Annotated in this window: 20 protein-coding genes; 4 read left to right on the top strand and 16 right to left on the bottom strand. The window is 35.1% G+C overall.

From position 1 onward, the window contains the following. Positions 1 to 141: 141 nt before the first annotated feature. The 5 genes from trhO to E0I61_RS01715 all read right to left on the bottom strand — a co-directional run bounded on the left by trhO (position 142) and on the right by E0I61_RS01715 (position 6,120). A complete protein-coding gene (trhO, locus tag E0I61_RS01735; RefSeq protein ID WP_132068978.1) occupies positions 142 to 1,497 on the bottom strand; it encodes an oxygen-dependent tRNA uridine(34) hydroxylase TrhO in 1,356 nt (451 codons plus the stop codon). 211 nt (positions 1,498 to 1,708) lie between these two features. Continuing rightward, positions 1,709 to 2,119 (bottom strand): BrxA/BrxB family bacilliredoxin, encoded by a 411-nt coding sequence (locus E0I61_RS01730; protein ID WP_091172289.1) that lies wholly within the window; start codon positions 2,117 to 2,119, stop codon positions 1,709 to 1,711. A gap of 102 nt (positions 2,120 to 2,221) precedes the next feature. Further along, positions 2,222 to 3,388, bottom strand: a complete 1,167-nt coding sequence (locus tag E0I61_RS01725) for a lycopene cyclase family protein (RefSeq protein ID WP_235832047.1) — start codon at positions 3,386 to 3,388, stop codon at positions 2,222 to 2,224. A 21-nt stretch (positions 3,389 to 3,409) separates the two neighbouring features. After that, positions 3,410 to 3,877 carry a thioredoxin family protein gene (locus tag E0I61_RS01720; RefSeq protein WP_132068976.1) on the bottom strand — a complete coding sequence of 156 codons (468 nt, stop codon included), beginning with the start codon at positions 3,875 to 3,877 and terminating at the stop codon, positions 3,410 to 3,412. Beyond that, the gene (locus E0I61_RS01715) at positions 3,877 to 6,120 is read right to left on the bottom strand and encodes a TonB-dependent receptor (protein WP_132069692.1); all 2,244 of its coding nucleotides are present in this window, start codon (positions 6,118 to 6,120) and stop codon (positions 3,877 to 3,879) included. The genes E0I61_RS01720 and E0I61_RS01715 overlap by 1 nt, the downstream gene beginning before the upstream one ends. Positions 6,121 to 6,240: 120 nt before the next feature. Here E0I61_RS01715 and E0I61_RS01710 point away from each other — a divergent pair, with 120 nt between their 5' ends. From E0I61_RS01710 to E0I61_RS01700, 3 genes are all read left to right on the top strand, one after another. Continuing rightward, positions 6,241 to 8,112 (top strand): Nramp family divalent metal transporter, encoded by a 1,872-nt coding sequence (locus E0I61_RS01710; protein ID WP_132068974.1) that lies wholly within the window; start codon positions 6,241 to 6,243, stop codon positions 8,110 to 8,112. A 144-nt stretch (positions 8,113 to 8,256) separates the two neighbouring features. Next, positions 8,257 to 8,910 (top strand): metal-dependent transcriptional regulator, encoded by a 654-nt coding sequence (locus tag E0I61_RS01705; RefSeq protein WP_132068972.1) that lies wholly within the window; start codon positions 8,257 to 8,259, stop codon positions 8,908 to 8,910. 46 nt (positions 8,911 to 8,956) lie between these two features. After that, entirely contained in the window at positions 8,957 to 9,373 is a 417-nt protein-coding gene (locus E0I61_RS01700; RefSeq protein WP_131990945.1) for a hypothetical protein, read from the top strand. A gap of 265 nt (positions 9,374 to 9,638) precedes the next feature. On the opposite strand, the gene E0I61_RS01695 is transcribed toward E0I61_RS01700, so the two are convergent. The 7 genes from E0I61_RS01695 to E0I61_RS01665 all read right to left on the bottom strand — a co-directional run bounded on the left by E0I61_RS01695 (position 9,639) and on the right by E0I61_RS01665 (position 19,372). Continuing rightward, positions 9,639 to 12,092 carry a PAS domain S-box protein gene (locus E0I61_RS01695; protein WP_132068970.1) on the bottom strand — a complete coding sequence of 818 codons (2,454 nt, stop codon included), beginning with the start codon at positions 12,090 to 12,092 and terminating at the stop codon, positions 9,639 to 9,641. Positions 12,093 to 12,196: 104 nt separating this feature from the next. Then, entirely contained in the window at positions 12,197 to 12,718 is a 522-nt protein-coding gene (locus tag E0I61_RS01690; RefSeq protein ID WP_131990949.1) for a YfiR family protein, read from the bottom strand. Positions 12,719 to 12,791: 73 nt separating this feature from the next. After that, positions 12,792 to 15,476: a TonB-dependent receptor gene (locus tag E0I61_RS01685; RefSeq protein WP_132069690.1), complete on the bottom strand. Its 2,685-nt coding sequence runs from the start codon at positions 15,474 to 15,476 to the stop codon at positions 12,792 to 12,794. Between the two features lie 584 nt (positions 15,477 to 16,060). Continuing rightward, on the bottom strand, positions 16,061 to 16,192 hold the full coding sequence (locus E0I61_RS01680) for a FeoB-associated Cys-rich membrane protein (protein ID WP_131990953.1): 132 nt from the start codon (positions 16,190 to 16,192) through the stop codon (positions 16,061 to 16,063). Between the two features lie 6 nt (positions 16,193 to 16,198). After that, positions 16,199 to 18,298 (bottom strand): ferrous iron transport protein B, encoded by a 2,100-nt coding sequence (gene feoB / locus E0I61_RS01675; protein WP_131990955.1) that lies wholly within the window; start codon positions 18,296 to 18,298, stop codon positions 16,199 to 16,201. Beyond that, positions 18,298 to 18,537 carry a FeoA family protein gene (locus E0I61_RS01670; RefSeq protein ID WP_121343194.1) on the bottom strand — a complete coding sequence of 80 codons (240 nt, stop codon included), beginning with the start codon at positions 18,535 to 18,537 and terminating at the stop codon, positions 18,298 to 18,300. Before E0I61_RS01670 ends, feoB begins: the two co-directional genes overlap by 1 nt. Positions 18,538 to 18,706: 169 nt before the next feature. After that, positions 18,707 to 19,372, bottom strand: coding sequence for an SCO family protein (locus tag E0I61_RS01665; RefSeq protein ID WP_132068968.1), 666 nt, complete (start codon positions 19,370 to 19,372; stop codon positions 18,707 to 18,709). A gap of 358 nt (positions 19,373 to 19,730) precedes the next feature. Here E0I61_RS01665 and E0I61_RS01660 point away from each other — a divergent pair, with 358 nt between their 5' ends. Next, positions 19,731 to 21,794, top strand: a complete 2,064-nt coding sequence (locus tag E0I61_RS01660) for a M13 family metallopeptidase (RefSeq protein WP_132068966.1) — start codon at positions 19,731 to 19,733, stop codon at positions 21,792 to 21,794. 58 nt (positions 21,795 to 21,852) lie between these two features. Here the strand turns inward: E0I61_RS01660 and E0I61_RS01655 are convergent, their stop codons facing one another. Genes E0I61_RS01655 through E0I61_RS01640 form a run of 4 tightly spaced genes read right to left on the bottom strand, consistent with a single transcriptional unit; the run spans position 21,853 to position 24,674 of the window. Further along, positions 21,853 to 22,794, bottom strand: a complete 942-nt coding sequence (locus tag E0I61_RS01655; RefSeq protein WP_131990961.1) for a DMT family transporter — start codon at positions 22,792 to 22,794, stop codon at positions 21,853 to 21,855. A gap of 1 nt (position 22,795) precedes the next feature. After that, positions 22,796 to 23,599, bottom strand: a complete 804-nt coding sequence (locus tag E0I61_RS01650; RefSeq protein WP_132068964.1) for a Rossmann-fold NAD(P)-binding domain-containing protein — start codon at positions 23,597 to 23,599, stop codon at positions 22,796 to 22,798. Positions 23,600 to 23,602: 3 nt separating this feature from the next. Then, positions 23,603 to 24,484, bottom strand: a complete 882-nt coding sequence (locus E0I61_RS01645) for a metallophosphoesterase (RefSeq protein WP_235832046.1) — start codon at positions 24,482 to 24,484, stop codon at positions 23,603 to 23,605. After that, on the bottom strand, positions 24,438 to 24,674 hold the full coding sequence (locus tag E0I61_RS01640) for a hypothetical protein (protein ID WP_205728735.1): 237 nt from the start codon (positions 24,672 to 24,674) through the stop codon (positions 24,438 to 24,440). Before E0I61_RS01640 ends, E0I61_RS01645 begins: the two co-directional genes overlap by 47 nt. Positions 24,675 to 24,779 lie beyond the last annotated feature (105 nt).

The following is a 24,779-nucleotide window of genomic DNA, read 5'->3' as shown; positions in this document are numbered from 1 at the left end:
AACGTTTAATGTGTAAAGATAGTATTTTTTAATTTTACGGAACAATGCCTATCTGCGCCAAAAAATCATAAATTTTAAATAAAAAAACTCATTACAAATCAGATTGTAATGAGTTAATTTCATAGGATTTTATCCTAATATTTAATCTGTGATTTTATATAATTTATCAGATAATCGAATTCTGAACGGCAGTTTAAAAGTACAAGTGTCTCCAGAAATTGCTTTTTCTTGAGCTAAATCGTTAACAAGCATTTCTTCGATTACTAATTTTTGTTCGCCGGTTGTAGAACCTTTAATTAGAATGGTATCGCCGATTTTGATTTCGTTTTCTTCGATTAAAAACTGACCGATACTTGGTTTTGGAAAGAAATGCGTTCCTTTTCCAATATAAACTTTCTTAACTTTTGGTTCTTTTTTAACGGCAGTTTTTGGTTTTTCTGCAACAAAAACACCATGTGTTTCTTCCTGATTTTTGAAAGTCAAAACGTCTGATTTTCCTTTTTTGAAAATCTTATTTCCGTTTTTGATTCCTCTGCGAATGGCTTTTTGTTCTTCTTCAGGCAAGTGAATTACAGTTACACATTCAGCAGAACAGCAGCCTTCCATTTTCGCTGCACAAGAATCACATTGGATGAAAAGCAAATGACAGCCTTCGTTCACGCAATTGGTATGTACGTCACAAGGTGCGCCACATTGATGGCATTGCGAAACAATATCGTCAGTGATTCTTTCGCCCAAGCGGTGATCGAATACGAAGTTTTTTCCAATGAATTTACTTTCTAATCCTTCAGCTTTTACCTGACGCGTGTATTCAATAATTCCGCCTTCGAGTTGGTATACGTTTTCAAAACCTTTGTGTTTGAAATAGGCACTGGCTTTCTCGCAACGGATTCCTCCGGTGCAATACATCAATAGTTTTTTGTCTTGTTTGTGTTCCGCAAGTAGTTCTTCGATAATGGGTAAACTTTCTCTAAAAGTATCCACATCTGGTTTTATGGCTTTGGTAAAATGTCCAATTTCGCTTTCGTAATGATTTCGCATATCGACCACAATCGTGTTGGGATCTTCCAGAAGTTCATTGAATTCCTTAGCTTTTAGGTGAATTCCAATATTGGTCACATCAAAAGTTTTATCGACCAAACCATCAGCCACAATCTTGTCACGCACTTTTACGGTGAGTTTCAAAAACGAGTGATCATCTTGTTCTACGGCAATATTTAATCGGATTCCTTTCATGAAATCATAGACTTCAATAGCATCTTTAAACACATAGAAATTGTCGGCAGGAAGTGATAGTTGGGCGTTGATTCCTTCACTGGCGACATAAATTCGACCCAGAACTTCAAGTGAGTTCCACGCCAGAAATAATTCGTTACGAAATTGTGTTGGATTTGAGATTTGCGCATAAGCATAGAAAGACAGCGTAAGACGTTGTTTTCCGGCATCATCAATCATGATGGCTCTTTCCTCTGCGCTTAATGTGTTATACAGTTGCATGCTATAAACAGTTTAAGTTGAGAAATTTATTTTTTGCAAAAGTAGAGAAAAAGTTTCAGAGGAGCAAAGGTTCAAAGAAGGATAGGGAGAAAGAGGCAAAGGTTTAAGAAGGGAAGAGAAGAAAGGGAGTAAAAGCAAAAAAGCACTAAATTAATAGTGCTTTTTGTAAACTTTGTGCCTAAGCACCTTTGTTTCTTTGAACCTTTTCTAATTAGCAATACTCGTTGAAAGCGTCTTTTAAGTTTTCAGCAATTAGTTCTGCGGGGCGACCTTCAATGTGGTGACGCTCTAGCATGTGCACTAATTCTCCGTTTTTGAACAAAGCCATACTTGGCGATGATGGAGGAAAAGGGAACATGTGTTGTCTTGCGGCATCAACTGCATCTTTGTCAACTCCTGCAAAAACAGTGATTAAATGGTCTGGTTTTTTAGCGCCATCTAAACTCATTTTTGCTCCTGGACGTGCGTTTCTAGCAGCACAACCACAAACCGAATTTACAACTACAAGTGTTGTTCCTTCTAATTTCATTGCGTTCTCTACTGCTTCAGCACTATGTAAATCTTGAAAACCTGCAGCTGTTAATTCCGCTTGCATTGGTTTTACCATTTCTTCTGGATACATATCTTTTTTATTTTAAATCAATAATAACTTCAAGTTGCAAAGTTACAAAGTTTACATTCAAGAACAGGAGTTCAATTATAAAGTTTTGTTATAGTTTGATTGTTATTTCATTGTTTTGAAACCAACATGAAACAGGGCTTTAATAAATAATGATTTTGGACATTTTAAAATCACTTGAATGTCTTCCTTAAGTGAAGTTTCCTCATCCAAAAATTTAAAAATTAAGCTTGGATTTCCTTTTTTGAACATCGAAGAAAAAATAGGGGAACCCAATTCATTTTTTCGGTCTAAAATGTCTAACAAAAGCAAATCGTAAAACCAGAATTTGGTTGTTTTATGAAATTTTGTGAAGTCGGTTTCCCTTTGAAGAAATGCGATCAATTGACTTGATTTCTTATCGGAATTTTTGAAAGTATAACCGGTACTGGCTTTCGTCCAACCGCCGGAGGTCCCAATATTGAGTACGTTTTTAGTATTCGCTTTCCAAAAAGGATAACACGTCATCGGAATACTGCCTTGTTCCTTTTCGACGATTTCATACTTGGTAATGCCAAGTTTCTGAATGTATTCCTTTATTCCGTTTTCGTATTCCTCCGTCTTTAAATGGTTGTGCGAAAACAAGGTGTATTCCAGTAAAGCTTCAGTTTTAGAAGTGGGTAACACGTACATAAAACGGGTATTTCCTTTTTGCTCCACCGAAAAATCCATGAAAGTCGCTTGTTTCGAATTGAAAACAGGCTGTTCACTTTTGATAAACCAACCAATAAAATGTTGCTGCAGCAAAGGATATTTCGTCTGGTTTTCCGCTTTTTGTTTGTTGTAAATACTATTAAATAATTTCGAACAGGAAAAACTCTCCTTTTGGGTTTGTATCAGAATTATAGTTTCGGATTCTTCAATTTCCAATACTTTCTGATGGAGGAAAGTGATGTTGTCTTGTTTCGAAAGCAAATCAAATACTTGAGTGTAAAAATCAAGCCCTTTCACCATGTTGTATTGATATGGTTTCAAGTCTAAATTTCTGCGAAAGTCTTCATTGGCAAACAAAGCCGAATCCCATTTTTTTGAGATTGAATTTTCCCAAACTGAGTCATTTGTTTTCCAGAAACACCAGGTTCTGTCGTTGGTTTTTTTAGTATTTTCATCCAATAACAAAATACTTTTATCCTTAAATGTACCGGATTGCACCATTTTATACACGGTCATCAAAGCAGATAATCCGGCACCGGTAAAAATATAATCGTAGTGTTTCATTTGGGAATTTGACATTTTTCCCAAAAATAGTCAATTTTATTCTTTTAGTTTCTCTAAAATCAGCTTAAATTCTTTTGGTTTTAAGTACCCGTTGTGCTGAAAAACAATCTCATTTTCACTATTCAAAACACACAAAACAGGAAAGTTCAGTTGCTTATTTACCGTCCCTAATGCTATGGCCAGTTCATGTGTTCCGGAGTTGTTTCCTGTGGGCTTGAATTGAAAAGTGGTTTTGTTGAAAACTACATTTCGTTTTTCCTCGGCATTAAAATGGATGAAATAAAAATTGTTGTTTAGCTCTTTGATGATTTCCTCGTTTTTGAAAGTGGTGTTTTTCATTGCATGGCAAAATTTGCACCAATCGGTTTGAATGAAAACGATCGTTTTTTTCTTTTCAACACTTTGCAAACTGTCGATTTGTTCCAATGAAACCGAATGTAGCTGTGCAAATCCATAGGGAATTGCACAGCATAAAAGCAACAGTATGGCAAGCTTTTTTTTCATTATTTCAACGTATAGCGAAGTCCGAAAAAACTTCTGATTCCTTGGTTGGGTCCATACACATAAGTCGTGTCAAACGTTAATCCATATGGATTTTCAGGCGTTGCCAGCACTTGTCCGTTAGTATCGTACGTAACATTTTTATCAAAAGGATCATTTGTTCGTGCAATTAAAAATGGGTTATTTTGTTTAGGTAAAAAGTTCAACAGGTTTTTTATTCCGGCATAAAATTCAAAGTTTTTTAAACCAGAATAGGTGAATTGGATGTTTTGCAAACTGTACCATGGCGATTCTGAAGCACGAGGATCTAAAGAACTTAAAAGAGGTAATTGCATTGGACTGTAAACATTTCCAGTGTAATCAATATTTAAATCGATAGATTGAATTTTATATGAAACGCTCCAAGTTGCAGTAAACTTTTCGGTTAGAAAAGGTGTTTCTTTTCGGCCATTTTCAACGTTTTTATTGTCTAACAAAGAAGCACCTGTGATAATTTTTAATCCATTCGGAAAATTGAAATCGATATTCGTACTGATTCCCTGGCTTATCGCATAACCATTAATGTTGTCATAAATAATTTGGTTTGGATCAGTATCATAATCCGAAACAATTTTATTGCTGAATCGGGTATGAAAAAAGGAAGTTTCAATTCCTATAAAGGTGCCGTTGTCGAAATTTATTTTCTTGATATAATTCAAATTGGCATTTATGGATTGTTCCGGTTTCAGGTTATTTGCGATTATAATTTCACGAGCGCCAGTTAATGCTGCATGATCTTCGGTAAATAAATTAACGACTCTAAAACCTGTTCCAGCATTCAAACGAATAATATTGTTGTCGTCCAATTTCCATTTATAGGCTAGTCTTGGCGTTAAGATGCTTCCGTGAAAAGAATTGTAATCGTAACGCATTCCCAGTAACAGCTTGTGTTTTTCAGTGAACGTAATTTCGTCTTGAATAAAAATTCCCGGTAACCAGGTTTTTTCTGGGTTGTTGTTTCCGAGTTTTGAAGTTGCCGGCGTATTGTCATCGTAATAATTGTATCGGGCGGCAATTCCGGTAAGCAGATCATTTTTTCCTATTTTCTTGTCCCAAGTCAATTGTAAAAACCCAATTTTTTGATTGGCAATATAGCTTGTGATGCCGTACCGACTGTCTTGAAAATGTACATTTCCTGAAAATGAAAGCATCAGTTTTTCCTGAAAAGGCAATTGGTAACTTCCTAATAATTCTGCCCGTTTGGTATAAATGCTTTCGCCATAGATTTCGTCTCCGCCACGGTGTTTTTTCTCCCAACGCAGATCTCCGCCAAAACGGTCTTCATAAACGCCACGTGCCGCAATGGTGAACAATCGATTTTCTTTTCTATTGAAAGTCCATTTTTGAAAAAGGGAAATTCGGTCAGAAAGAGTAACATCGGTAAAATTATCATTATCGTTGTCTATTTTTTGATTGTATTTGAAATAATTTAAACCTAAAAGTGCCGTCGCTTTCTTGCCAACATTGAGTTTTACTCCTAAATCAACATTGGTTTCCAACCAAGAAGTAGAAAATACATCAGCGGAAAATAGGGGCGCGTTTGTTGGATTTTTAGTAATGATATTAATCAAACCGCCAACGGCTTCACTACCGTATAAAGACGAAGCGGGACCTTTTACGATTTCAATTCGTTCCACCAATGAATTTGGAATTCCGGATAACCCGTACACTGTTGATAAACTGCTCACGATTGGCATTCCGTCTATTAGAACCAAAGTATACGGGCCTTCCAGTCCATTGATGTGGATGTCGCCCGTATTACAAACGCCACAATTAAGCTGTGGTCTTACGCCATTTACATTTTGTAATGCTTCATAAATACTGGCCGTTGGGTTTTTCTTGAAAAATATTGGAGAATAAACCTCAACTGGAACGGCACTTTCTAGTCTTTTTACCGCTTTTAATGTTCCCGAAACAACTACTTCGTTGAGTTGATTTTCGGTATTTGAAAGTTCAAAATCCAGAATGCTATTTTCATTAATTTTGACAGTTATGTTCTTTTTTAAAGTTTGAAAACCGCTTGCTGTAATCTGAATTCTGTAATCCCCCTGAGGAATATTTTCGATGCTATACTTCCCTAAACTATCTGTTTGGGTGGCGTATTTTGTTCCAATTAAAAACACACGGGCATCCGAAACGCCCTTTTTTTCTGATGAGACGAATCCCGAAAGACTACTTTTTTCTTGGGCATAGCCGAAGTTAAACATCAGAAAAACAAATAACACATATAATTTTTTCACTATACTTAAATTAAATTTAGGCAAAGCTAAAAATTATATTTTGCAAAACAAATTTTTTAATTACATTTGTATCAATAACTTAATAATATGACTAAATCCTTAGAAGAAGTAAACCAATCGGTTTCCACACTAAACAAGAAATCAGTATTCCGAAAAATCCTTGCTTTTTTTGGGCCGGCCTATTTAATTAGCGTTGGTTATATGGATCCGGGAAACTGGGCGACGGACATTGCAGGCGGTAGCCAGTTTGGGTATGCCTTGCTTTGGGTTTTACTGATGAGTAACATTATGGCTTTGTTGTTGCAAAGCTTGAGTGCCCGACTTGGAATTGTTACCCAACGTGATTTGGCGCAAGCTTCCCGAGAAACCTATTCGCCATTTATCAATTATATATTGTATTTCCTTGCCGAAATTGCTATCGCAGCCTGTGATCTTGCCGAGGTTTTAGGAATGGCAATCGGTATCAATTTACTATTTGATATTCCGTTGATCGAAGGGGTATTGATTACGGTTTTAGATACCTTTTTGTTGTTGTTCTTAATCAATAAAGGGATCCGTAAAATGGAAGCTTTTATCATTGTATTGGTTGCTATTATTGGATTCTCCTTTATTTTTGAAATGATTTTTGCCCAACCGGAACTGGATAAAGTGTTGTTTGGGTTAATTCCTTCGATGCCCAACGATACGGCATTATATATCGCTATTGGAATTATTGGAGCAACGGTTATGCCGCACAATTTATACCTGCATTCCTCATTGGTGCAAACTAGAAACTTCGACCGAAGTAAAGCTGGGATTAAGCAAGCTTTGAAATACAACTTCATTGATTCTACGATTGCATTAAACTTAGCTTTTTTAGTAAATGCTGCTATTTTGATATTGGCTGCAGCCACATTTTATAAAAACGGGATGTTTGAAGTGGCTGAAATTCAAGATGCCCATCGCTTTTTGGAACCGCTTTTAGGAAGCAAATTTGCACCTATATTATTTGCGGTAGCCTTGATTGCTGCCGGACAAAGTTCCACAATTACTGGAACACTGGCCGGTCAAATTGTGATGGAAGGGTACCTTAATTTACGCATTCAGCCTTGGGTTCGAAGAATAATCACACGATTAATCGCTATTGTTCCTGCGGTTATTGTAATTCTAATTTACGGGGAAAGTGTAACGGGAAAATTGCTGATTTTGAGTCAGGTTATCCTGAGTTTGCAACTGGGTTTTGCCATTATTCCATTGATTCATTTTGTAAGTGATAAATCAAAAATGAAAGGATTCCATATTGGAAAAATTACCCAAATTGCTTCTTGGATCATCGCAACAATTATTGTTTCATTAAATGCTAAATTGGTTTTTGATGAAATAACAGGATGGCTAGAAACTTCTGAAAATCCACTTTTGTTATGGTTAACGGTAGTTCCCTTAGCCATAGGTTTCTTGATTTTGTTGCTTTATATTGTGTTCAAGCCTTTTATTGCCAAAGCTAAAATAGATATTCAAAATCATTCGCCACATAGTTTAAAATTGCAGTTTTCTAAATCTGCAAGTTATGCTAAAAAGAATATTGCGGTCTCCGTAGATTTCTCCAGTGCAGATGAGGTGGCATTAAATAATGCTTTTGAATTAGGCGGAATAGAAGCAAAATATACTTTGATTCACGTGGTAGAAACCGTTGGAGCGATGATTTATGGTGAAAATACGGATGATCACGAAACGTTAATTGACGAAAAATTATTAGAGGAATACAAAGTAATGCTTACTGAAAAGGGATTTAAAGTTGAAACGCAATTAGGATTTGGAAAACCTAATAAAGTGATTCCGGAGATCATCAATAAAGGGGAATTTGACATTTTGGTTATGGGAACTCACGGTCATACGGGATTCAAGGATTTAGTCTTTGGAACCACGGTTGACAAATTGCGCCACAAAATTTCTATTCCGTTACTTATTGTAAAAAATTAAATTTTTCAGGAGCTATTTCCTGCTATTCGCTATATCTTTTCCTGCTTAAAAAAGCAGGAAAAGGATACCGCTTCAAACGAAGTTCACTGAACTCCAATAAAAATAAAAAATAAGTGAAGTAATCAGGGCTAAAAAAATAAAAAAATGACATTTTCAGAAGAAAATTATCTTAAAACCATATATCACCTTACTATTATTTCAGATTCAGAAATAAGCACCAATGCTATTGCCGAAAAAATGGAAACCAAAGCTTCGTCAGTGACGGATATGCTCAAGAAATTAGCCGAAAAAGACTTGGTTAATTATAAAAAATACCAAGGAGTTTCTTTGACAGACCACGGAAAAATTGCAGCTAAAATGATTGTAAGAAAACACCGTCTATGGGAAGTTTTTTTAGTAGATAAGCTAGATTTTTCTTGGGATGAGGTCCATGATATTGCGGAACAATTAGAGCATATCAAATCAGAAAAACTCATCAACAAACTAGATGATTTTCTGGGCAATCCCACCGAAGATCCACATGGAGATCCTATTCCTGATGCAAATGGTCAAATCGTTAAAATCGAAAAACAATTACTTTCGGAATTGCACGAAAATCAGGCAGGAATATGTGTTGGCGTTAAAGATACCTCATCAGAGTTTCTAAAATATTTGGACAAACAGGGAATCGCACTGGGTTCTAAAATTGAAATAATAGGAAAAGAAAGTTTCGATTTGTCTTTGAAAATAAAAGTAGACAACAAGGATTTAACCATTTCCAATAAAATTGCCAGTAACCTTTTTGTAAAATTAACGTAACTATTTTGGAGTTATCTTTGGATAAACTATTTAAAAAATAAAGAACATGAAAAAGTCATTGCTGTTGTTTCTTTTGATCCTTGGTACGATAACTTTCGCACAAAACGCCAAAACAGAAAACGTTCAATCGCTAAAGATAACCCAGAAAAAGTGTCTTAAGAAAAAGGGATTTAATTTGGTTTTGGCAGCAGTCGTTTCTGATTCCCGCTGCCCGGAGGGTGTGACATGTATTTGGGCTGGAGAAGCTTCGGTTATAGTTTCGGTTTACAAAGATTCAAAATTAGTTGAGGATCACACGATGGTTTTTTCGATGAAAAACGAAGAAGAAAATAAGCAGTGGTTTTCTAAATATTTGCCGGAAAAACAAAAAAAGATAAAAAGCTTTAGTGTTTTTCCTTACCCAAAAGAAGGGGGCAAAATCAATCCGAAGAATTATTATGTAAAAATCGGGTATATAAAATAACATAATTATCCGTGAATAATACCAAAGAAAAATTTCGCCACGAATTCCACAAATTAGTGTTTAGCTTTTTATTTCAATATGAAAATTCGTGTATAAAAAAACTATAACCCGCTCAGCTGACATTCATATAAAATAAACCTTGCAAAAACAGCGAATGATTGCACTTTCTTAAATGAACTTATATACCTTATATGGTTTAAATTTCTTAATATATAAGGTATATAAGTTCATTTAAGTTTAAAAAAGCAGTACAGTAAATACTTTTTTATCCTTTTTTAAATCCAATTAATTTTCGATATTTCTGCTCGCTTTCCTCTAAAGCGACCTCAAGCTCTTTGTAATAGGTAATATCTTTTATATTTGCAACGGCGGCTATAACATAGTTGTTTTCATCTATTATGGGCCTGCCGCTAATGACAACCCGTTTTTTGGTTTTAGTTTCGTTATCTTCAATTATTATCTCAACATCATCTGTTGATTCACCTTTTAGCGCTTTTTCCAGTGGAAGGTTTTGGGCAGGAAAAACGGTTACTTCGTCAGGATAATAGAGATCATATTTAGTTGACCAATCCAGAGTGGTTGGCATTGCGGAATCTTGTTTTATCCCTATAATTTCTTCTGCCATGCGATTGGATAAAACAATTCTTTTCTGGCTGTCAGTTACAATAATTCCTTCACCAATATTTTCCAGAATTAATTTCAATTTTAGCTCGTTAAGACGCACTAATTTGTCGGCTTCTATTTTTTCATTTTCCATTTTTTTTCTCAACGATATGTCTTTGATAAAAGCAATGAAGATATATCGTCCTAAAATAGTTGCCGGTGACACGGTTAACTCAATCTCAAATTCGACATTTTGTTTGTTAAGGGCTGTAATTTCAATTGTTTTATTAATAATGGGCCCCTCGGCTGTTATAAGGAAATTTTCAAAACCTTTAGTATGCGCTTCTCTGTGTTGCACAGGAATAATTAAATCTCGCATGGGTTTTCCTAGAACCTCTCCTAATGTCCATCCGAAGATTTTTTCGGCTTGCGGATTCCATCTGATGATAATTCCTTCATCATTTATTACAATTAAGGCATCTGGAGCTTCATTAAATATGGTTTGCAATTGACCTTCACTTTCTTTCAATTTTTGTTCAGCTGCTTTCCGTTCTGTTACGTCTCTCAGAATAGATTTATGCCCGGTTATCTTATTCCCTTCCCGTAACTGCATGACCGTTTGCTCCACCCATTTTTGTTCTCCAGATTTGGTAATGATAGGAAATGAAAACAAGGATTCATCTATTTTATTTTTAAATTGATTTAAATAGAATTCAGCCACACGGTCTTTCCACTCCGGAGCTACAAGTTCTGAAAAATGTTTCCCTATAAGTTCATCTGGCGTGTAACCCGTTAGTTTTATAGAAGCAGGATTGATATAGGTAAAAAAACCTTTATAATCCGATGTATGGACCACATCGCCTATATTCTCTACTATTTCACGATATTTTTCTTCGCTTTTACGAAGGGTTTCAATCGCTTCTGCTAATTGGGCGGTGCGTTCTGTTACTTTTTGTTCCAGTTCTTCATTTAGTTTTTTAATCTCGTTTTCCGAATTTTTTAGTTCCGTAATGTCGTGAATAACCAGAACCCCACCAGTGATCTCCCCAGAGGGGCTTTTTAATGGTCTGGCAGTTACAATAACAAAAAGACCTTCGGGTTTTTTATAATTTTGGATAAATATTTCCATATTATCCACCTCTTCACCATTTAATGCTTTTACTAAGGGGAATTCATTAGTATCAAAAATTGTTTTGGTATCGGGCAGAAAGAAGCCATAAGTTTGAGCCCATCTCTCTTGAGGAATATCCATGGGGCCAATCCCAATTATTCTTTCCCCGGCAGCATTCCAAAAAATGAATTTTCTGTTCTCATCAACTACGATCAACCCGTCACCCATGTTTTGTATAACAGATTGTAAAAGGGCGTTTTGTTCATTCAGTTGTTCTTTAGATTGCGCCACTTCATTGTCTCTTTTTTCAATAGTTGAAAGCATATCATTAAGCCCCAAGGAAAGGATGCTGATTTCATCTTTCCCTTCAACAGCCATGCGGATTTTATAATCGCCGGTATCCTTTATCTGTTGTATCCCTGTTACCAAATTCAATACGGGTTTCGAAATGTATTTTTTAATGAAAATGGCGATTAAAAAAGCGAGCCCGATTCCGACTATTAATAATACGATGCCCATACGTAAAACATCCATTTTTATTTTATTCAATTCTGACAATTCAAAGCGAATACAGACTAATCCTATAGTCTCTTTGTCTTTTTTGATTTTGCTGTACACAAAGAGATTTTGATTGGTAAATAAAAAGCTTTTTTCACCCATCACAGGAACTGAAAACCGATATCTGGGGTCGGAGCCAGGTTTCGTATAGGACGCAAAAACGTTGCCTTTTTTGTCAAGGATGTTTACATTCAAAATATCATTTTGCGCGGTTAGTTCCGACAGGATTTTTTTTGCGGAAGCATTATCCATAAACTCAAGAGAAGAAATACTATTAAATCCTACCACTTGCGCAATGGCAAAGGAACTCTTGACCTTCCGGTCCTTAAATCCTTTTATATCTATTAATACAAAAGCGGTAATACAAATTCCTAATACAAATGCAGAGGTGAAGACCTGCATGAGTACCAGCTTACTTTTAATGGAAATGTTGCGTAGATTCATCATTTTTTTTGTTTTCTAATACTGTAAATGCACTTTTTCGTAAGTTTTTCCTTCTTTACCCAAATTCACACACAAATTGAACGATCTAAATTTGTAATTTGATACTATTATTGCACAATAATTGCATGTTTCAGCAAGAAGGAACTGATTCCTATTCCGGATTTATTTATTGCTTTTAGATTTACTTCAAATTTTAATTTATTGTCGACTGTAACAAAATTCACGTGTGTGCCTTTTTTTCCGTAACCATTTTGTTCTGTCACAATCAGTACTGGTTTACCGGAAAATTTAGAAAGAATGGTTTCAATTGGTATGGTACAATTGTAAGGAATAAACAGAATATTGCAAAAACCCAATTCGTTCAAATTTTTATATTCCTTGACTTCAATTTTTTTGTTTTTAGTAATGTCAAGTAATGAAGTAGTAATTAGGCTTTCCTCCAGAACAGCAATCTTGAAAGTTTGTTTTTTAGAATAATTTTTCCAATAAACATAATCTACAAAACGATACAGAAAATCAGCTTTTAGAGCATATTCCTTCTCCCCGGTGCCCTCTTGGGCTGACATTGGATTTCCTCCCATTAAAATAATAATTACTATCCAAAAAAACATGTGCTCTCTACGTATCATCTATTTTGTTTTTAAGAAGTTCTGTCTTGATTGAAATTATTGATTCTATCGTGTTTTTTAAATAATTCTGATATTAGAATTTATAGATTAATGATAAACTAAACAAGGTCCCTAATTGGCTAAAGTGGTATCCTTGATAGGTCATTTGTGAATAACGGCCATTGAATGTAATTAAGTTAAACTGTGATTTTACTTGAGTAGGATCATTCAAAATTGTTTGTCCAGACGTGTTTTCGGATTTAAATTTCCATTCGGGCAATACATTTAATATATTGTTCACATTAAGAGTTACTGTTAATTTTTCTGTTGCAGCGTAATTAATTCCTAAATCAGTGACTATTTTTGGAGTAAACTCAGTTCTTAAATTTGGATGTAAACCGTCTTGTTTGAATGTTGTTTTTCCAAAATACGTGTTGTTAAGCGATAAGTCAAACTTTTTAATTTTGTAATTTGCTCCCAAAATCCATTTTGTTACAGGTCTTGATGTAAACATTAATGCGTTAAGTGTTGCTCCAAAATTATCACTTGCAACCGGTGAAATTCTTTTGTTCTCAAAAGTTACGTTTCCTGATAAATTGATTCCTAATTCTCCAGTTCCTAATACTAGGGAACTGTAATTCATTACTACATCTAAGCCTGAAGTTCTCGAATCGAATGAATTTTCAAACCAGGCAACGGTACCGAATGAAGTTACTGCTTCATCCCCCAAAATAATCCGGTCTTTTAATTTGATGTTATAATAATCTATAGTAAAATTTAATTTTTTTAAAGGGTTGGCTCCTATTCCTACAGTTATGTTGGTTGATTTTTCAGCGTCTAATGGAGGAATGCCTAATTGGCGTGCTTGCGGTGAAACATTGTTTATAATTCCACTAACTCGGACCCCTTGGTCAGGTACAAATGAATATTGTGATTTTTGAGTGTAAATTTGGTGTAATGTTGGTGCTCTGAATCCAGAGGAAACGGATCCTCTTATCGTAATTTTATCATTCGAGAATTTATATCTGGAACTTAATTTCCAAACCGTTGCTCCCCCAAAATCGCTATAATTTTCATAACGAACCGTACCGTTTACTAAGAAATTTTTAGTAAAATCATACGCTAAATCGAAGTATCCGCCTAAGTTATAACGATTCCATTTACCTGAATCCTCGGGTCTGTTACCAGCAAATGAGTCCGCACCAAATCCATCCCAAGATGCTTTGTCTCCTGCAATCACTTCAAAAGTTTCTGTTCTAACCTCAGAACCAAAACCAATACTTATTTTATCAGATAATACTTTAGAGACATCTAAATTACCTACAATATGGTTAAACGAAGCTCCTCCCGGTTTAAAAAATATGGGACTGTTCTCTCGATATATATTAATCTTATTGGGATCTTGAATATCTGATCTATTGTGAGAGTTTTCTATGGTATAGATTTGCTTATTGCCACCTGCAGTTATGCTGGCATCAGTATTCCATCCATTCTTTATAGATTTATAACCAAAGCTAGCATGGTAATCGTTCAAATCTCCAATAAATGTCGGATGATACCCTTTGTAAGAAGCAGCCGTTCCGTCTCCAAAGAAGTCTAATAAGTAGGGAAGATCGTTTAAAGTAACTCCCTCTCCATAGCCCCAATAGGGTGTTCTGTAATTGGCAAAAGAATTTACTTTTTTATAGACATAAGCGGCATTATAATACAATTGTGTTTCATCTGATAAAACAAACCCGCCGTTTACGAGAAATTTTACGGCAGCAGTTTGTGGAGATCCATTGATGTTTTGAGCATCTGGATATTTTGCAAGAAAAGATTTAATATCTGCTAAGGTGTTAATGCCAGAAATAGTGCCGCCGAAACTGGCAAAATCTCCATCAGCATCTACTTTTCCGGGTCTGTTGGCCAAGTTCACTTTTGAAAAATCTAGCGTGTAATTTACAAAACCTTTTTCGCCTACAGTAGATCCATTGTTCAAACTCACGCCTAGCATTTCGCCATCACCTTCTGCCGTAATGCCTGTTCTTACAGTTACGGAACCATCATCGGTTCTTTTTTTTAAGATAATATTGATTACCCCGGCTATTGCATCTGAACCATATTGAGCCGATGCGCCATCACGAAGAATTTCAACTCTTTCTATGGCATCTATTGGTATTGCAGAAATATCGGCACCAGTTTCTCCACGTCCTGGAGAGGCTTGAACATAAAGTAAGGAGCTTAAATTTTTTCTTTTTCCGTTGATAAGGATTAACGTCCTGCTGGGTCCCATATTTCTAATTTCGTATGGATCAAGTAATGAAGTGGCATCATTTACAGGAGTTTGAACGGTATTGAAAGATGGTATTTTGTATTGTAATGCTTTGTCAAAAGTTGCCTGTCCGGTTGAAGTCAGTTCTTCAAATGATACTACATCAATAGGAAGTGTAGTCGTGGTATTGCTTCTGGGTACAGCTCTTGTTCCGGTAACCACAACTTCGTTAATATTTTGTCCGCCTCCTTCAGATAAAAAAACATTTAGAATAGAATCGGTTGTGTCGTGTTCCTGCTTAGAAAAACCAGAGTAACTAAAGACCAAAATAGCTCCTTCCTTAACATTAATCTTGTATGCTCCATTGATATCAGTGGAAACGCTGTTGTTTGTTCTTTTTTCGGTGACGTTAACGCCTGACATCGCAACACCAGCATTATCTAGTACAAAACCCGAGATTTCTTTTTGTGCAAAAAGAAACGTGATGTTTAGCATAAATAACACTATCGAGGCACACTTTTTCATGATTAGTTGATATTGGTTCATTTTTTGGTTTGAAATCAATTGCAACGTAATAATTATAAGAAGTTTTCATTGAACTACTTAATATGTTTTTTTTAGAAAAAGTAGTCAGTGAAAAGAATAATGATGAAATCAAAAGACAGTTCTCTTTAAGTTATCAAAAGAAGTCTATCTAAAAATGGCACTACATATTCCTATTAGATCTATCCCAAAACGAGAAATATTTTCATTGGGATTAAAGATATTTATAACGTATTTGTCAGATTTTTTACTAAAAATTATGATTGTCTAATCGTATGCGAATTACCAATTCATAATAGTTCTATAATTTCAATTGCTTAGGGGTAATTCTGAAATTATGTTCAAAAGCCAAATTAGATTCAAGTTCAAATCTGAAAGCATTTTTTTAAAGCTAAAAAACGGAAACGACTGATTTTGAGTCTAAAAACTTATTTTTTACTGTAGTAAATTTAGTCAAAAAAAGTGATTTTCTATAAATTATAGAAAGATTTTTTTTATCTTTTTAAGGAAAGTTTAACCCTGTTGTATTTTAAAGTAACTCTATTTAAAATAGAAAAATAGGATTTTTAATGACAACCACAATCATCACCACTACTGCAATTTTTATCTGATTTTCTCTTTTTGAAAAAGAATTTTTTGATCAAAAAAGCAAGGGCAATTCCCAAAGCAATAAAAGCAATTATTTCTTGAATATCCATAATCGTTTATTTTAGAATTTGATAAGCAATTAAAGCCACTACATAGGCAAATCCGGACATGAAGATCAATTGTCCAGCGGGCCATTTCCATGAATTGGTTTCTTTTTTTGTAACTGCAAGTGTACTGGCGCATTGCATGGCAAAAGCATAAAACAACAGCAATGATATTCCGGAGGCAAAGTTGAAAATCTTTTCTCCGGTTACCGGATTGATTTCGGCAGCCATTTTATTTTTGATTGTTACTTCATTATCACTGCCGCCTACGCTGTAAATCGTAGCCAATGTTCCTACGAATACTTCTCTGGCAGCAAAGGAACTGATAATGGCAATCCCTATTTTCCAGTCGTAACCTAAAGGTGAAATTGCTGGTTCAATGGTTTTTCCCATTAATCCAATATAAGAGTTTTCTAGTTTTTGTGAAGCCACAGCATTCTCAAACTCTGCTTCTGACAGCGGATTTTGCTTGGTGTTTTCAGTAACAATTGTTTCTGCATTATTGAATTTTTTGCCGGGCCCGTATGATGCTAAAAACCACAATACAATAGAAATGGCTAAAATGATTTTTCCAGCTCCAAAAATAAAGGCTTTTGTTTTTTCGATTACATTGATTCCCACGTTCTTGAAAAGTGGTAATTTATAATTGGGCATTTCTACTACGAAGTATGTTTTTCCTTTTATTTTAAGGATTTTATTCAAAATGTAAGCTGAAAAAATAGCCATTCCAAAACCCAAAAGGTACAACAGCATCAAGGTCATTCCTTGCATGTTCAGAAAACCAAAAACGCGATTATCCGGAATTACCAGTGCAATAATAATGGCATAAACAGGCAATCTGGCAGAGCAGGTTGTAAATGGTGTTACCAGAATGGTAATCAATCTTTCTTTCCAGTTTTCGATATTTCTAGTGGCCATAATTGCAGGAATAGCACAGGCAGTTCCAGAAATAAGTGGCACCACACTTTTACCCGATAAACCAAATTTTCGCATGATTTTATCCATCAGGAAAACGACTCGACTCATGTAGCCACTTTCTTCAAGAATCGAAATAAACATAAACAGGAAGGCAATTTGTGGAATAAATATCAAAATTCCTCCTATTCCGGGAATGATTCCTTGTGAAATTAAATTGGTTAAAACTCCTGCCGGTAATTCTTCGGCAGCAAGAGTGCTCAACGTAGCAAAAGTACCATCAATGAAATCCATCGGGATTTTAGACCATTCGAAAATAGATTGGAAAATAACAAACAAAATCAGGAAGAAAATTACATATCCCCATACTTTATGTGTCAGAACGCGATCCAGTTTGCTTCGGAAATCTTTAGCAATAGTGGTGTCTATTTTTAATCCTTCTTTCAAAACATCATTGATGAATTGATAGCGTTTTATGGTTTCTTTTTGTTGCAAACGTTTTAAATCCGAATGGGATTTAGTAAACGAACTTCGGATTTCATTTCGCTCTAAATTCAGGAAATTGACGTCCTGCGTAATTACCAGCCACAATTTGTATAACAATTGGTTAGAAAATGCTTTGCGCAAACTATTGAAATATTCAGGGTCGATACTTGACGCATTCAGGCATGGTTCGCTGGAAATAGTTTTATAACTGACAATCAATTTTTTCAATTCATCAATCCCAAAATTTTTTCTCGAACTGATCAGTGCGATTTTTGTTTTTAAGTGCTCCTCAAGATACGGAATGTCTAATGTGATTCCTTTAAATTTCATTCTATCCGCCATGTTTATGACTAATATTGTGGGAATTTCAAGGTCTTTTATTTGGGTAAAAAGCAGTAAATTTCGTTTTAGATTTTCAACATCAGTAACTACAAGCGCTACGTCCGGATATAATTTATCGTTTTTATTCAGTAATAATTCAATGACTACATTTTCATCAATCGAACTTGCATTCAGGCTGTATGTCCCTGGTAAATCCAGAATGTTAGCTTTAACATTATTGGGTAATTTGCAAAAACCAATCTTTTTTTCAACCGTAATTCCAGGGTAGTTTCCCACTTGTTGATTAAGGCCTGTCAACTGATTAAAAACGGAAGTTTTCCCCGTGTTAGGATTTCCGATTAAAGCAACATTGATATTTTGATTGGTCATTATAAGTTGTTTTTTAGTATTTCAACTTCAATTTCACGCGCTGTTTCCACGCGGATAGCAACGTGTGAACCATTAATGTTAAGGTATAAAGGATCGCCAAAAGGAGCAATTTGAAGCAGTTCAACCATATTTCCCGGCAAACATCCCATTTCTAGTAATTTCAATGGAACAATGTCAATATCAAAATCTTTGATAATGGCCTTTTCACCTTTTTTTAGAGAATGTATCGTTGTTTGCAAGTCTTATTTAGATTGAATTAAGATTGCAAAAGTACATATTATAAAACTAAAAAAAATGATAATTGTCAATTTTGTAGTTTTTTTGGATAAATTTAAGAATCGGGCAATAGTTTGTTTTGCTGGGTTTTTCAATCAGATTATAAGGGATTTACATAACCTTAAAAGTGCTTTATTCGTTGCTCAAAAAAGTAATATCTTCGATTAATCTTTTGATGTCTTCTTTGTTGGTGCCGTCATAAAAACCACGAACTCTTTTTTTAGTATCGACCAAAACAAAATTTTCGGTGTGAACCATATCATATAGTTCGCTTGGTTTTCCCAGTTTCACGGCCAAATAGGATTTTCTGGCCATTGCGTAAATTTCTTTTTTATCTCCGGTTACTAAGTTCCATTTGGCATCATCAACATGATGTTTTTTGGCGTAAGCCTTCAAAACGGGAACGCTGTCAGTCTCCGGAAAAACGGTATGTGATAATAATCTCACCTTTGGGTTATTAGCAAAAGCTTTTTGAATATCGGATAAATTGGAGGTCATTTTTGGGCAAATGGAGCCGCAAGTGGTAAAGAAAAAATCAGCCACATATATTTTTCCTTCATAATCTTTTTGGGTGATGGTTTTTCCGTTTTGGTTGACAAACGAAAAGTCAGCAATCGTATGATACTTGCTTTTGTATTGAACGGTACTGTCCACTAATTCAGGATTTACATCCACAGGATTATAAATTGGAAGTGTTTTTTTTGGCTTTAAAGCCGAATAAAATAAGGATAAAATGATTGCCGAAAGAACAAGGAAGACTCCGAAAAAGAGTCGGTATTTTTTGAAAAACTCTAACATAACGCTATTTTGATGCAAAAATACGAAAACGAGATTTGTTTTTAATTCAAATTAACACAATACTCACGTCAAACGCATTAATATTAAAGTTTAAACCATATAGAAACATAGTCTTTATTCCTACAAAAATTAAATTCTATGTTTCTATGTGGTTCCATTTTTAATGCGTTTGACCTAACACAATACTTAGTTCAGATAGATTCCTTCGAAATAAAGGACATGAAATTAATTCTCGTTTTAATTAAACCTTTTAGAAATTTTGGAGTCCAATAAAGATGTATTCGTAAATAATAAATTTTAACTAAAAATCAGATTATTTATTAATAGCTTTGTTAAGATAACTAAAAAACAAAAAAAAATGAAAAAAACCAGCAATAAGCAATTGCTTTTTGTGATTCCTGCAATTATGGGTTTTGCGGTGAGTCAAGCACAGAATGCTCCGGCAGCTAAAGAACCGGGAATCAATGTTAATTACATGGATAAGGCCGTAAAGCCAAGTAACGATTTCTTTCGTTATGTAAACGGAACTTGGTTGGATAATACGGAGATTCCAGCTGATAGAACCCGTTGGGGTAGTTTTGATGAATTGCGTCAAAAAACAGATGCTGATGCATTGGCAATTCTAAAAGAAGCGACAACAAATCCAAGCTACAAATCGAATACAGATCAAGGCAAAGCGATTAATTTATACAAATCTATTCTTGATACCGTAGGAAGAAATAAGTTAGGTATTGCGCCTTTGAAACCGTACTTAAAAAAAATAGACGCGGTTAAAAACGCCAAAGATTTAGAGGCATTATTGATCGAAATGGAACCTATTGGCGGGATTGGATTTATGGGTGCCGGTGTAGGGACTGATGCAAAGAACAGCAGTAGAAACGTGATTAATTTAGGTCCTGGAGGCGTAGGTTTGCCGGATAGAGATTATTATGTTTCTGAAGATGCCGATTCCAAAGAGAAACGTGCGAAATATCTTTTACACGTTGCTAAAATGTTGCAATACCTTGGTGATAAACCAGCAGTTGCAAAAATGAATGCTGAAAAAATCCTGGCTCTTGAAATTGCAATGTCTAAACCAAGATTGGACAGGGTAGAACGCAGAGATCGTCGTAAATCATACAATCCAATGACATTGAATGATTTGAGTAAATTAACTCCATCAATCAACTGGAATAATTATTTCACAAAAATTGGATTAGCAAAAGTAGATACCGTTATTGTATCGCAACCTAAATACATGACGGCGCTAGAAACTATATTTAAAGAAAATAAAGTAGCAGACTGGAAAGCATACATGCGTTGGAGTTTGTTGAACAGAGCTTCAAGCCAATTATCAACTGAAATTGAAAACGCAAACTGGGAGTTTTACGGAAGAACGTTAACGGGTGCTGTAAGTCAAAGACCACGTGACGAAAGAGCACTTCAAACCATCAATGGAACGGTTGGAGAAGCTTTAGGAAAATTATATGTAGAGAAAAAATTTCCGGCTGAAGCCAAAGCCAAAGCGGAGAAAATGATCAAAAATATATTTTCAGCTTTCGAAAACAGAATCAATAATTTGTCTTGGATGTCTGCAGAAACAAAGGTGAGCGCGCTTGCTAAACTGCATAAATCAAGAATTAAAATTGGCTATCCTGACAAATGGAAAGATTATTCAGCCTTGACGATTAAAAGTCCAGAAGAAGGAGGAACCTATTTCGAAAATGCGAAAAGCATGGCGCAATGGCGTTTCAATGAGAATATAGCTGAGTTGAACAAACCAGTTGATAAAGATAAATGGGGAATGTCTCCACAAACGGTAAATGCCTATTACAATCCATCCAATAACGAGATTGTATTCCCAGCAGCGATTTTACAACCGCCTTTTTACAATTACCAAGCGGATGAAGCAGTAAATTATGGTGGAATTGGAGGTGTTATTGGTCATGAAATTTCACATGGTTTTGATGATTCAGGTTCCCGTTACAACGCTGACGGAAACTTAGTAGACTGGTGGACTGCAGAAGATTTGAAACAATTCTCTGCTTTGACAGGAGCACTTGCAGCACAATACAGCGCTTTGCAACCTATTCCAGGAACTTTCGTAGATGGTAAATTTACGTTAGGAGAAAACATCGGAGATTTAGGTGGAGTAAATGCCGCTTATGATGGTTTACAATTGTATTTGAAAGAAAACGGAAATCCGGGATTAATCGACGGATATACTCCAGAACAACGTTTCTTCATTTCTTGGTCGACTATCTGGCGTTCAAAAATGCGTGATGAAGCCTTGAAAAATCAAGTAAAAACAGACCCGCATTCTCCAGGAATGTACCGTGCTTATGTTCCTTTGCAAAACATAGATACGTTCTATAAAGCGTTTGATATTAAAGCAAATGACGGAATGTATATTGCACCTGAAAAGCGTGTAAGAATCTGGTAGAAATACATACAAGTATAGAAAAAGTCCCATTTGATACTGTCGAATGGGACTTTTGTTTTTACAGGATTTCGCTATTGTTTTTACGTGTTTTTCTCAACGAATAATTGACCATATATAATCCAAACAACGTAACTCCGCCGCCAATTGCAATGGCAGCATTGAGTACTTCGCCGAAAATTACAGCGCCTAAAATCACGGCTATAATTGGATTGATATACGCATAAATACTGCTTATTTCAGCAGGAAGATTTTGAAGCGCATAGATAAAGGCAATGAAAGTAAGTACCGAACCAAAAACAACTAAATAGGCAATTGACCACCATGAAATTGCTGGAACAGCACTCAAACTAACCGAAGTTCCTGTTGCTCCATTGTACGCGAAAAGTAAAATACTAGATATAAACATTTGCAGTCCCAAACTAAAATACGGATTAAAACTGGCAGCTTTTTTCTTTGTATATAACGAGCCAAATGCCCAAGTTAATGTAGCGATTAATGACAGTATAATCCCAAATCTAAAATCAGGAATCATAAAATCACTCAAATGATCGTAAAAGATAACGCAGACGCCACCAAAACTGATAATTAAACCGATAACCGTTAGTCTTGCCAATCGTTCTCCTCTAAAAAAAGTAATGATTACAATCCATAAAGGCACAATAGCTCCTATGATTGCTCCCAGTCCGCTGCTGATGTATTTCACGCCCCAAGTGCTTAATCCGTTACTCAAAACAAAATTAAGGATGCTTAAAATAACAATGGTTTTCCATTGTTTTCCTTTCGGCCAAGGTGTTTTTTTGAATAAGAAAAAGGAAATATACAGCAACCCGCCAATGAATTGTCTAATGGCAGCGAGTTGCAAAGCCGGCATGTGTTTTACGCCTTCTTTTGACGCAATCCAAGTAGTTCCCCAAAAAAAACTGACCCAGCATAAAGCCAAAACAGGTAATCCAATGGCATTAACTTTAGACGAAAAAGCATTCTTAATTTTAGTTCTCACATTATAAATTTGGTTTCGTAAAAGTATAATTTAAAACGTTTTCTAACGTATCACTCAGAATTATTTTTCCACCAAAATTATTTTCATTATTAAACTTTGGAGAAGCCAAATTCAAAGCCATAGCTTTTTGAGTATAATAAATTTCTCGCGAAGGATGGTAAGGAGTTACTGCATTAAAAGTTTGGTTCCAAGAATCATTTTCTATGATTTTTAGAATAATACCGATGCAATCTTCCTGATGAATTAAATTAATCGGTGCATCGGGATTATCCAAATTTTCACGACCGGCCAGAAAATGTATCGGATGACGGTCTTCGCCAATTAAGCCGCCAAAACGCAATACTGTAGTTTTGAAATTGTTATTGCTCAGCAAAAGCTGTTCGGTCTCCAACAATTGCTTACCGCTTTCAGTTTCCGGTTTCGGAATTGTTTCTTCAGTAACAAACGCATCGGCATCATTATAAACCGATGTCGAACTGATGAAAAGTACGTTTTTGACAAATGATTTTTCTATAAACGGAATTATATTTCTAATTTTTGATACAAAATTTTCTGTCTCTGAACCACGAAGTCTTGGCGGAACATCGATGATTAAAATTTCTGATTTTTCTAGAAAATCAGTCAGGTTTCCAGTGGTTTTGTTTTCTGAAAGTACAATTAAAAAAGGCTTAATTCCGGCATTTTCTAATACCGCTAATTTCTCTGTCGAAGTCGTCGTGCCGTTTACTGAAAACTCTGCTGCGAGTAAGGCTTTCCCCAAAGGTAAACCCAACCAACCGCAACCCAGAATACTAATTTTTGTCATTTTTTATTTTTTTAAATGAAATAGCGCTATTTCTGCCCTAGCTCCAAATCGTGCGGGAATTATACTTGTGCCAATCCCTTTTGAAACATATAGTTTTGTATTATTGTTGTTGTACCAACCTTTGATATATTTTCCACTTCCTTGTGGCAAAAAAGGAGCGAAACCAAATAAATTTATTTGCCCGCCATGCGTATGGCCAGATAGAATAAAATCCACATTGATGTCTTTTTTTAGTTGTTTTGATATTTCGTCGCTGTATTGTGGGCAATGGTTTAAAATTATATGGTAATCACTTTTTTTATATTCTTTGATTGCCATATCAAAGTCGGATTTCCCACCTAAAAAATCGTCAACACCAGTTATAGATATGGTTTCATTATTAAATAAAAATTGTTTCGTTTGATTAATAAGTAAAGTGCAATTATTGTCTGCGTAGATTAAATCCAACTTATTGATGTCAATATTTCCCCAATATTCCCAATTTCCTAAAATTGCAACTTTTTTTATATCTCGCTCTATTAGCTTTAAAAACTCATCCAGTAAGGAAATGTTTTTGGTTTTGTCTATTGCGTCCCCTGTAATTAAAATCAAATCAGGTTGAAGTTTGTTGATTTTGTTTGCCAGTTGAGTCAGTTGGTAATTTATTGATTGTAGGTGCAAGTCGGAGATTTGAATAACTTTTATGTTTTTTGTGTCCTTTGTTGCAGAACCAATATAGAATTCATTAGTTTCTATGAAAAATTTTTCAATCCAAAAGACATCTGCCAAAATTAATCCCGTTGCTGCAATAAGTCCAGTCTTAATGAACTTCCTTCTTGTTATTGCCATAGTCTCAAAATTAGTAACCAGTTTGTTTTCGTTCTTTCTGTGTTGTTTCTTTTTCATCTTTTTTGATGAGGTAATTTAGTGCTTCATAAACATCACTAAATTTCTTGTCGTAGTTAGCTTCTCTTTCAAGCAATTTTTCGTTAAATTCTTTGTGCTCCAAAGCGTATTTCCAAATCATGACGAAAGTACGCATGATAGCGATATTTACATGAATCGCCACTTCCGAATTTAAAATACCACTTAACATCGCTACGCCTTGTTCCGTGAAAGCAAAAGGGGTTACTGTTACGTTTCTTTTTATATGTGGTCACAATTTATGACCTTAAAGAATATCTCATCACAATTTGTGATG

The sequence above is a fragment of the Flavobacterium ranwuense genome, from assembly GCF_004349315.1.
GTDB lineage: Bacteria > Bacteroidota > Bacteroidia > Flavobacteriales > Flavobacteriaceae > Flavobacterium > Flavobacterium ranwuense.
This window is presented reverse-complemented; position numbering and strand designations above follow the sequence as displayed.